This is a genomic window from Escherichia sp. E.sYA108, from assembly GCF_011754335.1.
Taxonomy (GTDB): Bacteria; Pseudomonadota; Gammaproteobacteria; order Enterobacterales; family Enterobacteriaceae; genus Escherichia; species Escherichia coli.
The window spans coordinates 3,132,423-3,148,009 of record NZ_JAAQVZ010000001.1 but is presented as its reverse complement, the minus strand read 5'-3'; the positions used below and the strand labels follow the sequence as shown (position 1 = coordinate 3,148,009).

The 15,587-nt window shown below is 44.6% G+C and carries 15 protein-coding genes and 1 pseudogene; 13 read left to right on the top strand and 3 right to left on the bottom strand.

The features are described from left to right. Window positions 1-4 precede the first annotated feature (4 nt). From HBM92_RS15220 to mcmA, 3 genes are all read left to right on the top strand, one after another. Complete coding sequence (locus tag HBM92_RS15220) at window positions 5-1,279, top strand: HlyD family secretion protein (protein WP_000489610.1); 1,275 nt, start codon at window positions 5-7, stop codon at window positions 1,277-1,279. Beyond that, window positions 1,272-3,368: a microcin export peptidase/ABC transporter MchF gene (mchF, locus tag HBM92_RS15215; RefSeq protein WP_001304614.1), complete on the top strand. Its 2,097-nt coding sequence runs from the start codon at window positions 1,272-1,274 to the stop codon at window positions 3,366-3,368. Before HBM92_RS15220 ends, mchF begins: the two co-directional genes overlap by 8 nt. Before the next feature lie 253 nt (window positions 3,369-3,621). Next, entirely contained in the window at window positions 3,622-3,900 is a 279-nt protein-coding gene (mcmA, locus tag HBM92_RS15210) for a microcin McmA (protein WP_001318125.1), read from the top strand. Window positions 3,901-4,074: 174 nt separating this feature from the next. On the opposite strand, the gene HBM92_RS15205 is transcribed toward mcmA, so the two are convergent. Both HBM92_RS15205 and HBM92_RS15200 read right to left on the bottom strand, forming a co-directional pair. Further along, window positions 4,075-4,761: a CPBP family intramembrane glutamic endopeptidase gene (locus tag HBM92_RS15205; protein WP_000426105.1), complete on the bottom strand. Its 687-nt coding sequence runs from the start codon at window positions 4,759-4,761 to the stop codon at window positions 4,075-4,077. 99 nt (window positions 4,762-4,860) lie between these two features. Continuing rightward, window positions 4,861-5,319 carry a hypothetical protein gene (locus tag HBM92_RS15200; RefSeq protein ID WP_001528902.1) on the bottom strand — a complete coding sequence of 153 codons (459 nt, stop codon included), beginning with the start codon at window positions 5,317-5,319 and terminating at the stop codon, window positions 4,861-4,863. 457 nt (window positions 5,320-5,776) lie between these two features. On the opposite strand from HBM92_RS15200, the gene HBM92_RS15195 reads away from it, so the two are divergent. Together HBM92_RS15195 and HBM92_RS15190 are read left to right on the top strand one after the other, a co-directional pair. Continuing rightward, complete coding sequence (locus HBM92_RS15195; protein WP_001167423.1) at window positions 5,777-6,289, top strand: hypothetical protein; 513 nt, start codon at window positions 5,777-5,779, stop codon at window positions 6,287-6,289. Between the two features lie 88 nt (window positions 6,290-6,377). Beyond that, window positions 6,378-6,908, top strand: a pseudogene (locus HBM92_RS15190) (DNA-binding protein); the annotation flags it as partial. A 466-nt stretch (window positions 6,909-7,374) separates the two neighbouring features. Here HBM92_RS15190 and sfaC read toward each other — a convergent pair. Beyond that, the gene (gene sfaC, locus HBM92_RS15185; RefSeq protein ID WP_011076307.1) at window positions 7,375-7,659 is read right to left on the bottom strand and encodes an S/F1C fimbrial major subunit operon transcriptional regulator; all 285 of its coding nucleotides are present in this window, start codon (window positions 7,657-7,659) and stop codon (window positions 7,375-7,377) included. A gap of 355 nt (window positions 7,660-8,014) precedes the next feature. Between sfaC and HBM92_RS15180 the strand changes: the two genes are divergently transcribed. The 8 genes from HBM92_RS15180 (at window position 8,015) to focH (ending at window position 15,330) form a co-directional block, all read left to right on the top strand. Beyond that, window positions 8,015-8,344, top strand: a complete 330-nt coding sequence (locus HBM92_RS15180; RefSeq protein ID WP_000046975.1) for an S/F1C fimbrial major subunit operon transcriptional regulator — start codon at window positions 8,015-8,017, stop codon at window positions 8,342-8,344. Between the two features lie 371 nt (window positions 8,345-8,715). Then, window positions 8,716-9,258 carry a F1C fimbrial major subunit FocA gene (gene focA, locus HBM92_RS15175; protein ID WP_000768217.1) on the top strand — a complete coding sequence of 181 codons (543 nt, stop codon included), beginning with the start codon at window positions 8,716-8,718 and terminating at the stop codon, window positions 9,256-9,258. Between the two features lie 70 nt (window positions 9,259-9,328). Continuing rightward, window positions 9,329-9,868 carry an S/F1C fimbrial minor subunit SfaD gene (gene sfaD / locus HBM92_RS15170; protein WP_000703304.1) on the top strand — a complete coding sequence of 180 codons (540 nt, stop codon included), beginning with the start codon at window positions 9,329-9,331 and terminating at the stop codon, window positions 9,866-9,868. Between the two features lie 40 nt (window positions 9,869-9,908). Further along, a complete protein-coding gene (locus HBM92_RS15165; protein WP_000975445.1) occupies window positions 9,909-10,604 on the top strand; it encodes an S/F1C fimbrial biogenesis chaperone SfaE/FocC in 696 nt (231 codons plus the stop codon). Between the two features lie 69 nt (window positions 10,605-10,673). Then, the gene (gene sfaF, locus HBM92_RS15160) at window positions 10,674-13,304 is read left to right on the top strand and encodes an S/F1C fimbrial usher SfaF/FocD (RefSeq protein ID WP_001443207.1); all 2,631 of its coding nucleotides are present in this window, start codon (window positions 10,674-10,676) and stop codon (window positions 13,302-13,304) included. Between the two features lie 12 nt (window positions 13,305-13,316). Then, window positions 13,317-13,844 (top strand): S/F1C fimbrial adhesin minor pilin SfaG/FocF, encoded by a 528-nt coding sequence (gene sfaG / locus HBM92_RS15155; protein WP_000237770.1) that lies wholly within the window; start codon window positions 13,317-13,319, stop codon window positions 13,842-13,844. A gap of 21 nt (window positions 13,845-13,865) precedes the next feature. Continuing rightward, window positions 13,866-14,369, top strand: coding sequence for a F1C fimbria minor subunit FocG (gene focG, locus HBM92_RS15150; RefSeq protein ID WP_000767894.1), 504 nt, complete (start codon window positions 13,866-13,868; stop codon window positions 14,367-14,369). After that, complete coding sequence (focH, locus tag HBM92_RS15145; protein WP_001304588.1) at window positions 14,320-15,330, top strand: F1C fimbrial protein subunit FocH; 1,011 nt, start codon at window positions 14,320-14,322, stop codon at window positions 15,328-15,330. Before focG ends, focH begins: the two co-directional genes overlap by 50 nt. The last annotated feature ends 257 nt before the right edge of the window (window positions 15,331-15,587 follow it).

The following is a 15,587-nucleotide window of genomic DNA, read 5'->3' as shown; positions in this document are numbered from 1 at the left end:
TATTTTGTTTCGTCAGGATGCTTTAGAAAACAGAAAAATGAAGTGGCAGGGACGGGCAATATTACTTCCCGGAATACCACTATGGTTAATCATGCTGGGAAGCATAGTGTTTATTACGGCATTTCTGATGTTCATTATTGTTGGTACCTATAGCCGCCGTGTTAATGTCAGTGGTGAGGTCACAACCTGGCCAAGAGCTGTCAATATATATTCAGGTGTACAGGGATTTGTTGTCAGGCAGTTTGTTCATGAAGGACAGTTGATAAAAAAAGGGGATCCTGTTTATCTGATTGACATCAGTAAAAGTACACGTAGTGGTATTGTCACTGATAATCATCGTCGGGATATAGAAAACCAGCTGGTTCGTGTGGACAAGATTATTTCCCGTCTGGAAGAAAGTAAAAAAATAACGCTGGATACCCTGGAAAAACAACGCCTGCAATACACAGATGCGTTTCGTCGCTCATCAGATATTATACAGCGTGCAGAGGAAGGGATAAAAATAATGAAAAACAACATGGAGAATTACAGAAACTATCAGACAAAAGGGCTGATTAATAAAGATCAGTTAACTAACCAGGTGGCATTATATTATCAGCAACAAAACAATCTTCTTAGCCTGAGCGGACAGAACGAACAGAATGCCCTGCAGATAACCACTCTGGAGAGTCAGATTCAGACTCAGGCAGCAGATTTTGATAACCGTATCTACCAGATGGAACTGCAACGGTACGAGTTACAGAAAGAACTGGTTAACACTGATGTGGAGGGCGAAATCATTATCCGGGCGTTGACTGACGGGAAAGTTGACTCCCTGAGTGTCACTGTCGGGCAAATGGTCAATCCCGGAGACAACCTTCTGCAGGTTATTCCTGAGAACATTGAAAATTATTATCTTATTCTCTGGGTCCCGAATGATGCTGTTCCTTATATTTCGGCTGGTGACAAAGTGAATATTCGTTATGAAGCCTTTCCGGCAGAAAAATTTGGGCAGTTTTCTGCTACGGTTAAAACTATATCCAGGACTCCTGCATCAACACAGGAAATGTTGACCTATAAGGGAGCACCACAGAATACGCCGGGCGCCTCTGTTCCCTGGTATAAAGTCATTGCGATGCCTGAAAAGCAGATTATCAGATATGACGAAAAAAACCTCCCTCTGGAAAATGGAATGAAAGCCGAAAGTACACTATTTCTGGAAAAAAGGCGTATTTACCAGTGGATGCTTTCTCCTTTCTATGACATGAAACACAGTGCAACAGGACCGCTCAATGACTAACGGGAATTTCAGACAAATTATAAATCAGCTTGATATGCGCTGGCGACGTCGTGTTCCGGTTATTCATCAGACGGAGACCGCTGAATGTGGACTGGCCTGCCTGGCAATGATATGCGGTCATTTTGGTAAGAATATTGACCTGATATCTCTTCGTCGTAAGTTTAATCTCTCGGCCCGTGGAGCAAACCTTGCAGGAATCAATGGAATAGCGGAGCAGCTGGGGATGATCACCCGGGCTCTTTCACTGGAGCTGGATGAACTTGGTGCCCTCAAAATGCCGTGTATTCTCCACTGGGATTTCAGTCACTTCGTCGTGCTGGTCAGCGTAAAGCGTAACCGTTATGTACTGCATGATCCGGCCAGAGGAAGAAGATATCTCGGTCGGGAGGAAATGAGCCGGTATTTTACGGGCATTGCACTTGAGGTCTGGCCCGGAGGTGAATTCCGGACGGAAACCCAGCAAACCCGCATAAGTCTCCGTTCACTGATTAACAGTATTTACGGTATTAAAAGAACACTGGCGAAAATTTTCTGTCTGTCAGCTGTAATTGAAGCAATCAATCTGGTAATGCCGGTGGGAACTCAGCTGGTTATGGATCATGCGATTCCGGCGGGGGACCGAGGGCTGCTGACGCTTATTTCTGCTGGCCTGATGTTCTTTATATTGCTCAGGGCCGCGGTGAGTATGCTGCGTGCATGGTCCTCACTGGTTATGAGCACGCTCATCAATATACAGTGGCAGTCGGGTCTGTTTAACCACCTTCTCAGACTGCCGCTGGCATTTTTTGAACGCCGTAAATTAGGTGATATCCAGTCGCGTTTTGGCTCCCTTGACACTTTGAGGGCCACCTTTACCACCTGTGTGGTTGGGGCAATCATGGACAGTATTATGGTTGTGGGTGTTTTTGTGATGATGCTGTTATATGGAGGATATCTTACCTGGATAGTTCTCGGTTTTACCATGGTTTACGTTCTTATTCGTCTGGTGACATACGGCTATTACCGGCAAATATCGGAAGAAACTCTTGTCAGGGGGGCCCGGGCCAGCTCCTATTTTATGGAAAGCCTGTATGGTATTGCCACGGTAAAAATCCAGGGTATGGTCGGGATCCGGGGAACACACTGGCTTAACCTGAAAATAGATGCGATCAATTCAGGTATTAAGTTAACCAGGATGGATTTGCTCTTCGGGGGAATAAATACTTTTGTTGCCGCCTGTGATCAGGTGGCGATTTTATGGCTGGGTGCAAGCCTTGTGATCGATAATCAGATGACAATAGGGATGTTTGTGGCATTTGGTTCTTTTCGTGGGCAGTTTTCGGATCGGGTTGCTTCGCTGACCAGTTTTCTTCTTCAACTGAGAATAATGAGTCTGCATAATGAGCGCATTGCAGATATTGCACTACATGAAAAGGAAGAAAAGAAACCGGAAATTGAAATCGTTGCTGACATGAGCCCGGTTTCACTGGAAACCACTGATTTAAGCTACCGGTATGACAGCCAGTCAGCACAGGTATTCAGTGGTCTGAATTTGTCTGTGGCTCCGGGAGAAAGTGTGGCTATAACTGGTGCCTCCGGTGCCGGAAAAACCACATTAATGAAAGTATTATGTGGACTGTTTGAACCAGATAGTGGAAAAGTACTGGTTAATGGCACGGATATACGTCAACTTGGAATAAATAATTATCACCGTATGATAGCCTGTGTTATGCAGGACGACCGGCTATTTTCAGGATCAATTCGTGAAAATATCTGTGGGTTTGCAGAAGAAACAGACGACGAATGGATGACAGAATGTGCCAGAGCAAGTCATATTCATGATGTGATAATGAAAATGCCAATGGGGTATGAAACGTTAATAGGTGAACTGGGGGAAGGTCTTTCCGGCGGTCAAAAACAGCGTATATTCATTGCCCGAGCTTTATACCGGAAACCTGGAATATTATTTATGGATGAGGCTACAAGTTCTCTTGATACAGAAAGTGAACGTTTCGTTAATGCTGCCATAAAAAAAATGAATATCACCCGGGTGATTATTGCACACAGAGAAACTACGTTGAGAACTGTTGACAGGATTATTTCTATTTAAAATCCACTGGTGTAACTTTGTAAGGAGTTTTGTCGATGGGGGAGGTCAAGAAGGATATAAAAATAACAGTGATTGCTTTTGTTATCAATTATCTGTTCTTTTATATTCCGGTGTCATTATATCTTAGTTATTACTATGGATATAATTTTTTTAATCTATATATGTTTTTTTTATCACTTGTAGTTACATTTTTATCGTTGTGGTTAAACGTGAATTTTTACTTCTTCACAAATCTTATAGCGAAGGTGTTGAAATGAGAAAACTATCTGAAAATGAAATAAAACAAATATCTGGAGGTGACGGGAATGACGGGCAGGCAGAATTAATTGCTATTGGTTCACTTGCTGGTACGTTTATTAGCCCGGGATTTGGTTCTATTGCAGGGGCTTATATAGGTGATAAAGTACATTCATGGGCAACGACTGCGACGGTTAGTCCCTCCATGTCTCCCTCAGGTATAGGATTATCATCCCAGTTTGGATCCGGCAGAGGTACATCAAGTGCCTCTTCGTCTGCGGGGAGTGGAAGTTAAACCTTATATTGTTAATGAAGCACCTGTTACAGGTGCTTCATTATATGATAATGGTGCCTATGTAACGCTTTAAGTTAGGCTCCTCCGAACGTTTATTATTTTATGCATACCGCATAGTAACAATGCCAGTCCGTTTAATTTTTATCATATGAGATTGTAACAGAAAATGCTCTGTTAATGAGTATAACTGATAGAAGCCAGATATTGTATTCCTGCTATGACTGCATTCATCGACATGTGAAGTAATATGGGCATTAACAGGCCATTCGACTTTATTTTTGCACTAATAAGAACTAACGATACCAGAAAGAGCATCAAAAATGTATGAAAGTCAGTATATTGTAGATGTAATGCAGAAAATATGACTGATGTTACAATAGCAGAGGTGTAAATATTGTCATTAAACCAGAATTTAAAAGAGTTAAAAAGACACCCTCGAAATACAATCTCTTCATATACAGGAACAAGAAGTACAGAAGAAAATATATTAATCCATAAAATGGCTCCGGAAAAAGACATTTGCGAGATCATCCATTCTTCCGTTTTCCTCACTGCCAGCAGATAAGGGACAAATAACTGAATAATCATTATTAAAGAGAAAAGAGTAAAAAAAACATCCAGTCGAAAAGAACCTCTTCCTAATCCTTCTCTTTTTCGGAAGAAAATAAAATACAGTGGAACAAGAATTAGAAATTCAGCAAGAAATAATGCTGGAACAAGAAGTCCCCTGGATATAAGTTCCTGCCTGTTTGTAAGAAATGCAGGAATAAAGGTAATAGAAAATGATAAAGTAAACATTGAAAAGCAGCCGGCTGATGACTGTTTTTTTATAGTTGCATTTTTATTTTTTGTCATTTCCATTTATATTCCCTTACTTGTTGTTTAAAATTCTTTTATATAACAGGAAGAGGTAACCATAGAATGAACGTTTATTTTCCTGTATCAGAACAGCCATAACTTTTATTTTATAGTTGTTATCAGTGAATGAATGCAAACTAATAGAATAATGAGAAAAACAATGGAGAAAAAACGATGGACCGGACGCCATAGTTCATATTCTCGTGTATCAGCCTCACGTATCAACCTTTCTGAAATGGTTTCGGTTTCCTTACCTCGTTCCAGAATATGTCTGTAATATTTCCTCATGACATATACCGAAAACTGAAACCAGATTAATATGGATGGACACACAACACATAAACTTCTGATGATATCACCCGGGAAAGTATCTTGGGCGGGTAAAAGAAAATCATATACTCTGAATAAAATCATCATCGAGATAAATGAGACGCCAGCACCTATCCAGTATTCGATATGGGAAGATGCAGCATTATATGCGTCAGTAAAATTTTTCTTTCTTAATGAAGGTGGAAGTGCTGAATGTTCAGGAATGCTTTTTCTTGTCCAGTATATTTTCATATAGCAACTCATATAAAAAGTGTTCTACTTTACTATGATGATGACGATTTATAAAAGGCTTATAATGACTACTTCTCCTTTCATTCTCGAATATCACGATAATGATAGAGATAATCATTATCAATTGATTGTGTCAGTAATTTTGACTTACATCACACTTTCATGGTTTAATCAGGTGATTTATTTAATGAAAAGAGTGTGTTTGTGGATGTATTGTGTATATGTCTTACCGGGCATCTGTTCTTACATTAATTAATATATTGCTATTTAAGTATTGGTGGTATTGTCAGTAACATTCTTTTGGTTAATTTAGTTATTATTCCTCACTGATTAATTGTCCTTCCGTTCTTATTGTTTGTAACTTGTGTTTGTATCGTACCTTTCAGGTGTTGATGCGCGCTTTACTGTGTCTGCACCGGCTTGACAAAATCCAACAGGGTTTGAAAAGGAAGATTTCGTGCAAATAACCGAAGCCTTAATTTCAGAGCCGGGAGACATCCGGCGTTTTGTTCAGCAGGCGGTGGACCACTGGCCGCATTTGCTGGCATTTTACTTCACACTCCATTCGGCAGAAGGAAACATCAACGGGCAACAGATTCATGCATTCTGTACTGCCTTTTACCGACAGGTGCAAGAACATATTACTGAGCGTAATCACACTGCCAGTCCAGCACCGCCGGTGGTATTACGCTGGTTGCGGGAACAACATGGAGGAGCAACAATACGATGCCTGTTGCTGCTCAGCCAGGCGAGCATTTGCCATCTGCGGGTCAGTGCCACAGTTGATGAAGAATGTTCGCAAGTGGTGGATTTACTGCAGCAGGCCTGGCGGGGGATAAACGCTGGCGGACAATGTCGGGTGGAAAGGTGTTTTCGGGTTACCCGGCCTGATACATCAGAGCAATACGTTGCGTTAAAAACAGCTGTTCAGTCTCTGATGCCACTGGTTATTGCAACAATTATCCGGTGATGATCGGGAGAAATATCAACTCTTCCGTTAATTTTTACAGACTGATAAAGTTTTGTCTGCTGAATCTTTATACGGAATTCTTTTCAGTATGTGTACACGAATTGACTCTATGGCGGATAAATACTGTTTTACCTTGGCGGAATTAATCCTCACGTCTTCGCCAGCAGTGGCAGGATGTCCTGGAGGAGTGTCGGCAGACTGAGGCGGGGCAGAAGAACGGCTGCATATTACATTGCTGAATGTGGATTACGTCACCAGTTTTGAACTGCCTTTTCGTCTGCTTTTAACCCGGACGCCACAGCTGATTGTTACACTTCGGGAAGCATGGGATATCAGCCAGAAAAATGTGGTGTTCAACGATAAACGGTTTGGCTGCGTGTACAGCCTGAAAGCCAGTCTTTCTGGTGTGCCGGATATATTCCGGTATCATCTGTCTCATCGTATTCGCCGGATGGTTGGGAGTGAAAATACATCATCGCCATGGCAGCAAATTGCCCGGGAAGTGAAAGCGCCCCGTGAACGACTGAAGTATGCGCTGGAAACGGGATTGCAGGTGATCGCACTGAACGGCCTGTTTTGGTCAGACAGTCAGCGTCTGGTGGTGGATATTCTGAGGCTAAGCGCCAACAGACGTGATACAGGAAATCGTCCGCATCCCCATTTACCGTCTTATATCACTGGCGCTGACACTGAAAGCATGGTCGTCAGAGACTCTGTCTGGCAACCAAGGGAGCAGAGGCCGGAGGTAATTGACAGGAGCCTTGCGCCGGGTTACGTATGTTCTCCCCGGACAGACAGTCTCAGTTCGTAGAATCTATAAATTACTGCTACTGATGCTGCCGGGGAAAGGCGTAACGAAAAAACAGCCTCCGTTACCGGATAGCAAGGAGGCTGAATGGAGTTTACAGGATTTGCTTTTGTATAATGTCTGGCCATGCAGTAAAACCGGACAGGTTTTATTATCATGTGAGGTATTCTGACATAAAATGCTGGATTTTTATTTTGTGACGAATGCTGCAAAATTGAATCTGCACTCTGATGTAACTTTTATCTGTTTCAGTGAAGCATGCCCACAAACTGAGTTATTAAGTTGTGGAAGAACAGCTCTGTCCCGCCTGCATCTCTCCTTTCAGAAACCAGTATGTTGCCATGCCTCGTCTTAACGGAGAGCGCTGAACCATACCTTCTTTTTCCAGTAATAACAGGTAATAGCGTGCCTGGTAATCCGTTACCGCCAGCGCCTCCGCAATTTCTGCGGTTTTCCCTCCATTATGTCTGCTCAGAAAACCCATTATTTCATTCTGCATATCATCATCCTCTCTATATAAGCAAAAGGATAATAAGTGGCTGACTTGTTTTTGACAATTCAAATGTGATCATCATGTTTTTATATTGTATTTGGTGTATTTACTTAATATGCGAAACATATTCACGATTGGATTTCTATCACATTATTTTTATAGTTTTTTCAATGGTAAGGAACGTTGCAAAAAACGATTTTAACGATCTTTTATACTGAATATTCATTCTTATACAGCATTAATCACTAAGGCACCAATCCACTGCAAGATATAACCCTAAAAATAAACAGCTTTACAGATCAAAAGATCGTCAAAATACATGTTTACAACATAAAAAACTAAATATATCTTAAGGAGCCAGGCCCTCCTGTATGGGGGATGAATATTAAGGCAGCCCTGTAGGTGGCGGGGTGGGGAGTATCGAATGGCACAGCATGAAGTTATTACCCGGGGAGGGGATGCTTTTTTACTAAAATTACGTGAGAGCGCGCTGTCATCCGGCTCCATGTCTGAAGAACAATTTTTTTTACTGATAGGTATTTCCTCTATTCACAGTGACAGAGTTATTCTCGCTATGAAGGATTATCTGGTCAGTGGTCATTCCCGTAAAGATGTCTGCGAGAAATACCAGATGAATAATGGATATTTCAGTACAACGCTTGGGCGCCTTACCAGGTTGAATGTCCTCGTTGCCAGACTTGCTCCTTATTATACTGATAGTGTATCAGCTATAGCTGAAGCTGCTTCCCTGTAAAATACGGACAATAAAAAACGCCGGGGCAATACATAATACGCGAGAAATATAAGCCTGCAGTCAAATGAGAGTGCGGGTATTATCAACGAGGCATGCTTTCATTCTCTGCTTTTGCTAAAGCATTCAGTGTGGAGACAGGAGTGCTAACTCATAGCTTATCATCCAGGGAATCTTATCTATAGAGAAGATTCCTGTCGGTTAACCGGAAAATATTATCGGGAGATAATGTCATAAATGCTGCCTGAGTGTATTTCTCACATTGCATTTATGAAGTTCTCCTGAAAAAAGATTCCCGTCGTTCGGGATATTGATTGTGTCTGTTGTGATGACAGATACGGTGTGCGTAGTTCAATTAAAAACAGGAATTAAATATGAAGTTAAAATTCATCTCCATGGCTGTATTTTCAGCTCTGACCCTGGGTGTTGCGACAAATGCGTCTGCTGTCACCACGGTTAATGGTGGTACAGTTCATTTTAAGGGTGAAGTGGTTAATGCTGCATGTGCTGTAAACACTAACTCATTCGATCAGACGGTTAATCTTGGACAGGTTCGTTCCGAAAGATTGAAAGTAGATGGAGCTAAAAGCAATCCAGTTGGATTTACAATTGAATTAAATGATTGTGACTCGCAGGTGTCTGCTGGTGCAGGAATTGTCTTTTCAGGCCCAGCAGTTACTGGTAAAACAGATGTTCTTGCTTTACAAAGTTCTGCAGCGGGTTCTGCAACAAACGTCGGCGTTCAGATTACTGACCATACCGGCAAGGTTGTACCTTTAGATGGAACTGCAAGCTCAACGTTTACATTAACTGACGGAACCAACAAAATTCCATTTCAGGCGGTTTACTACGCAACTGGACAGGCCACTGCTGGTATTGCCAACGCCGACGCCACCTTTAAAGTTCAGTACCAGTAATATCAGAACAGTGTAACGGATATATACCCGGCCAGGGAGGGCTGTTTTTATCCATGCGGGTGTGAGATTAATGAAAATATCGAAAATGGCAATAATGTTATTTTTGCTGTCTCCCGCTGCACTGGCCGGAAACCACTGGCATGTCATGCTTCCGGGAGGAAACATGCGCTTCCAGGGAAAAATAATTGCTGAAGCATGCAGTCTTGCCCTGTCAGACAGGCAGATGACTGTGGATATGGGGCAACTTAGCAGCAATCGATTTCACGCCGCCGGTGAGTATGGGGACTCTGTGGGCTTTGATATTCACCTTCAGGGCTGCAGCACTGTCGTCAGTCAGCGGGTGGGGATTTCCTTTTATGGCGTGTCAGATATTCACGAGCCGGAGTTGCTGTCGGTGGATGAGGAGAATGATGCCTCAGACGGAATCGCTATCGCTTTATTTAATGAAAGCGGAGAGCTGGTAAAACTTAATCAGCCTCCGGAGAACTGGGTGCATCTTACCCGCGGAGATATGAAACTGCATATGCAGGCGAGGTATAAGGCCACACATTATCCCGTCACCGGGGGAAAGGCAAATGGACAGGTATGGTTTTCTCTGACCTATCTGTAACTGGCAGATATAACGCCATTTAATTAAGGCTGTTAATAACATGATGAAGCACATGCGTATATGGGCCGTTCTGGCATCATTTTTAGTCTTTTTTTATATTCCGCAGAGCTATGCCGGGGTTGCTCTGGGGGCCACCCGTGTGATTTACCCTGAAGGGCAAAAACAGGTACAACTGGCGGTAACAAATAATGATGATAAAAGTAGTTACCTTATTCAGTCATGGATTGAAAATGCTGAGGGAAAAAAGGATGCCCGGTTTGTAATTACTCCTCCGTTATTTTCCATGCAGGGAAAGAAAGAGAATACCCTGAGAATTATTGATGCCACAAACGGACAGATGCCGGAAGACAGGGAAAGTTTGTTCTGGGTGAATGTCAAGGCCATCCCGGCCATGGATAAGGCGAAAACCGGCGAGAATTATCTGCAGTTTGCAATTGTCAGCAGAATTAAACTGCTCTACCGTCCACAGGGACTGGTTATTCCGCCAGAACAGGCACCGGGTAAATTAGAGTTCACCCGTGAAAACGGAGGGCTGACTCTGTTTAATCCGACGCCGTATTATCTGACAGTGACTGACTTAAAGGCCGGAAATAAAAGTCTTGAAAACACCATGGTACCCCCACAGGGAAAGGTCACTGTGAATATCCCTGGAGGATACACCGGAGGAGATATTACTTATAAAACAATTAACGATTATGGTGCTCTGACTGAACAGGTGAAGGGTGTTGTGAAGTAACTCAGTTATTTCTGGTACTGGTTGTGTTTGGCTGCTGATTTTATTTTTTCGCTCAGTGTGGGGGCTGACATGTTTTTCGGAGATGGCGGACAGCTCCTGTCTGATAAATCACTGACCGGCTCTGCTGGCGGGGGTAATAACAGAATGAAATTTAATATACTGCCGCTGGCATTTTTTATCGGGATAATTGTTTCTCCGGCCCGGGCTGAGCTCTATTTTAATCCGCGTTTTCTGTCTGATGACCCGGATGCGGTTGCGGACCTGTCTGCATTTACACAGGGGCAGGAGCTTCCGCCAGGCGTGTACCGGGTGGATATTTATCTGAATGATACGTATATCTCAACCCGTGACGTGCAGTTTCAGATGAGTCAGGACGGGAAGCAACTTGCCCCCTGCCTGAGTCCGGAGCATATGAGTGCGATGGGGGTAAACCGTTATGCCGTGCCGGGTATGGAGAGACTGCCGGCTGACACCTGCACATCACTGAATTCCATGATTCAGGGTGCCACATTCCGGTTTGATGTCGGGCAGCAGCGATTGTACCTGACCGTTCCTCAGTTATATATGAGTAATCAGGCCCGTGGTTATATTGCGCCGGAATACTGGGATAACGGAATTACAGCGGCATTGCTGAATTATGACTTCAGTGGTAATCGGGTGCGCGACAGCTATGGTGGCACCAGCGATTATGCCTATCTGAATCTGAAAACAGGACTGAATATCGGGAGCTGGCGTCTTCGGGACAACACCAGCTGGAGTTACAGTGCCGGAAAGGGGTACAGCCAGAATAACTGGCAGCACATTAACACCTGGCTGGAGCGGGATATAGTTTCCCTGCGCTCCCGTCTGACGATGGGGGACAGTTATACCCGGGGGGATATTTTTGACGGTGTAAATTTCAGGGGGATTCAACTGGCCTCTGATGACAATATGGTTCCGGACAGCCAGAGAGGGTATGCACCGACAATTCACGGTATTTCCCGGGGAACATCCCGGATTAGTATCCGCCAGAACGGGTATGAAATTTACCAGAGTACGCTACCTCCAGGCCCGTTCGAGATAAACGATATTTATCCGGCCGGGAGTGGAGGTGACTTACAGGTAACCCTGCAGGAAGCTGATGGCAGTGTACAGCGATTTAATGTGCCATGGTCTTCGGTGCCTGTACTGCAACGTGAAGGGCATCTGAAATATGCTCTCAGTGCCGGAGAGTTTCGCAGTGGCGGACATCAGCAGGATAATCCCCGTTTTGCTGAAGGAACGCTGAAGTATGGTCTGCCGGCAGGCTGGACGGTGTATGGAGGAGCCTGGATAGCTGAACGCTACCGTGCCTTCAATCTGGGGGTGGGTAAAAACATGGGCTGGCTGGGCGCTGTTTCACTGGATGCCACCCGTGCGAATGCCCGGTTACCGGATGAAAGCCGGCATGACGGTCAGTCATATCGTTTTCTGTATAACAAGTCACTGACGGAAACAGGGACAAATATCCAGTTAATCGGATACCGCTACTCCACACGGGGCTATTTCAGCTTTGCTGATACCGCCTGGAAGAAAATGAGTGGTTACAGTGTTCTTACCCAGGACGGAGTGATACAGATACAGCCGAAGTATACGGATTACTACAATCTGGCTTACAACAAGCGGGGAAGGGTGCAGGTGAGTATCAGCCAGCAGACGGGGGAATCGTCAACGTTGTATCTGAGTGGCAGCCACCAGAGTTACTGGGGAACGGACAGGACGGACCGTCAGCTTAATGCTGGCTTTAACTCATCTGTGAATGACATCAGCTGGTCCCTGAACTACAGCCTGTCCCGGAATGCATGGCAACATGAAACTGACCGGATACTGTCATTTGATGTCAGCATTCCGTTCAGCCACTGGATGCGTTCGGACAGCACATCTGCATGGAGAAACGCCAGTGCCCGTTACAGTCAGACCCTGGAGGCTCACGGACAGGCTGCCAGTACAGCAGGGCTGTATGGCACATTGCTGGGGGACAATAATCTGGGATACAGCATCCAGAGTGGTTATACCCGGGGAGGGTATGAGGGGAGCAGTAAAACAGGATATGCCTCTCTGAATTACAGAGGGGGATACGGTAATGCCAGTGCAGGATACAGTCACAGTGGGGGCTACCGGCAACTGTATTATGGGCTGAGTGGCGGTATTCTGGCACATGCCAATGGTCTGACACTGAGCCAGCCTCTGGGAGATACGCTGATTCTTGTCCGTGCACCAGGTGCATCTGATACGCGCATTGAAAACCAGACGGGGGTGTCTACAGACTGGAGGGGGTATGCTGTACTGCCTTATGCAACAGACTATCGTGAAAACCGGGTGGCACTGGATACCAACACCCTTGCAGATAATGTTGATATAGAGAATACCGTGGTCAGCGTCGTGCCCACGCATGGTGCCGTTGTGCGGGCTGACTATAAAACCCGTGTGGGTGTGAAAGTGCTGATGACGCTGATGAGAAACGGGAAAGCAGTTCCTTTTGGCTCTGTCGTTACGGCCAGAAACGGGGGGAGCAGTATCGCCGGAGAGAATGGTCAGGTTTATCTGAGCGGAATGCCTCTGTCAGGACAGGTTAGTGTGAAATGGGGGAGTCAGACCACGGACCAGTGTACTGCAGATTATAAATTACCGAAGGAAAGCGCCGGACAGATATTAAGTCATGTCACGGCTAGTTGCAGGTAAAGAGGCAGGGAAATGGTGAAGGATATTATTAAAACAGTGACATTCTCCTGCATGCTGGCCGGCAGTATGTTCGTTACCTGTCATGTCTGTGCAGCGGGTTCTGTGGTGAATATTACAGGCAATGTTCAGGATAACACCTGCGATGTTGACATTAACTCCCGAAACCTTGATGTCAGTCTGGGAAGTTATGACAGCCGACAGTTTACCGCAGCTGGTGATACCACACCTGCGTCGGTATTTCATGTCGGGTTAACCTCCTGCGGCAGTGCTGTCAGTGCAGTGAAGCTGACATTTACGGGCACACCAGATAATCAGGAGGCGGGGCTTATTCAGATTAACAGCATAAATGGAGCGCGGGGTGTGGGGATTCAGCTTCTTGATAAGGATAAACATGAGCTGAAAATTAATGTGCCGACAACAATTGCGTTAATGCCGGGAACACAGACCATAGCGTTTTATGCCCGTCTGAAAGCCACTTATCTTCCGGTAAAGGCCGGTAATGTTGATGCGGTGATTAATTTTGTACTTGACTATCAGTAAATATAACACAGAGGAAAACAGATGAAACTGAAAGCTATTATATTGGCCACCGGTCTTATTAACTGTATTGCATTTTCAGCACAGGCAGTGGATACGACGATTACTGTTACAGGGAGGGTATTGCCACGTACCTGTACCATTGGTAATGGAGGAAACCCAAACGCCACCGTTGTTTTGGATAACGCTTACACTTCTGACCTGATAGCAGCCAACAGCACCTCTCAGTGGAAAAATTTTTCGTTGACATTGACGAATTGTCAGAATGTAAACAATGTTACTGCCACCTTTGGTGGAACCGCAGAAAATACAAATTATTACAGAAATACAGGGGATGCTACTAATATCATGGTTGAGCTACAGGAACAAGGTAATGGTAATACCCCCTTGAAAGTTGGTTCAACAAAAGTTGTTACAGTGAGCAATGGGCAGGCGACATTCAATCTTAAAGTCCGTGCCGTAAGCAAAGGTAATGCTGGTGCGGGAAGTATTAATTCACAAATTACTGTCACCTATACCTATGCGTAAATATTATCCCCTCTTTAAGAAAAGCACCGTCCTCGAGGGCTGTGTTTTATTCACATTTATAATGGCATATTCCCAGCCATCGTTTGCACTGTTGTGCAGAAATAACCAGACAGGGCAGACTTTTCAGTCTGGAGACAGTCGCTTCAATATCACTCTTTCCCCAACAGTTCAGTATGATAAAGCCATTACAGTTCTGGATTTAAATCAACTGGTGTTATGTCAGAATGAAGATGCCTCTGGTCAGAACTATGACTATCTCAGGGTCAGACAGGGAACCGGTTTTTCTCCTTCATTAGATGCTAAAACATACGGAAGGCTGGACTTTACAAACAGGCTTTCTGGGTATAGTCAGACGTTACCGCTGCAGCAAGACACAAAGCCAACAGAAGCTTACTGGCAATATGGTGTATGGAAACCTTTCCCGGCAAAAATGTACCTTTATCCTGAGCCGGGCGTTTTCGGGAAACTGATACATGCCGGAGAATTAGTGGCCACAGTTTATGTTAATAAGTTTTCCACCATGGGGCAGGAGGCAGGGGAGAGAAATTTCACCTGGCGTTTCTATGCAACGAATGATGTCTATATCCAGACAGGTACATGCAGGGTCTCATCGAACAATGTCAAAGTTGACCTTCCGTCCTATCCCGGAGGGCCGGTAACAGTCCCTCTTACTGTACGTTGCGACCAGACACAGTCGGTCAGCTATACCCTGTCAGGTTCTGTAACAGGAAGTGGTAATACTGTATTCGCAAATACGGCAACATCAGGGGCCGGCGGTGTGGGTGTACAGTTGTCGGACAACGCGGGGCTGGTTCCGGCCGGACAACCGAGGTCTCTGGGACAGGTAGGCAGCTCTCCTGTGAGTCTGGGGCTGAAGGCCTCTTATGCTCTGACCGGTCAGGCAAGTCCGACGCCCGGTGCTGTCCAGTCAGTGATAAATGTGACTTTTAGCTACAACTAGAATGCAGTTGTGGCGGTAATGATATTACTGCTCTTTATATCCAGTTTTTCATTTAATGTATCACTGTTTGTGGAGAAAAATAGCTGATAATAGTATTGTTTCCGGTGTTGTGACGGAACGAGTCTGTCATATGGTCTTTGTCAAAGATAAACAGAACCAGTATGAGCCGTATATCTGGTTCTGAGCGTTGTCAGTAATCATAAAGATAATGGTAAATCTGAGGGTTTAAAAATCAAATCAGAAGAACTGCGCTTATC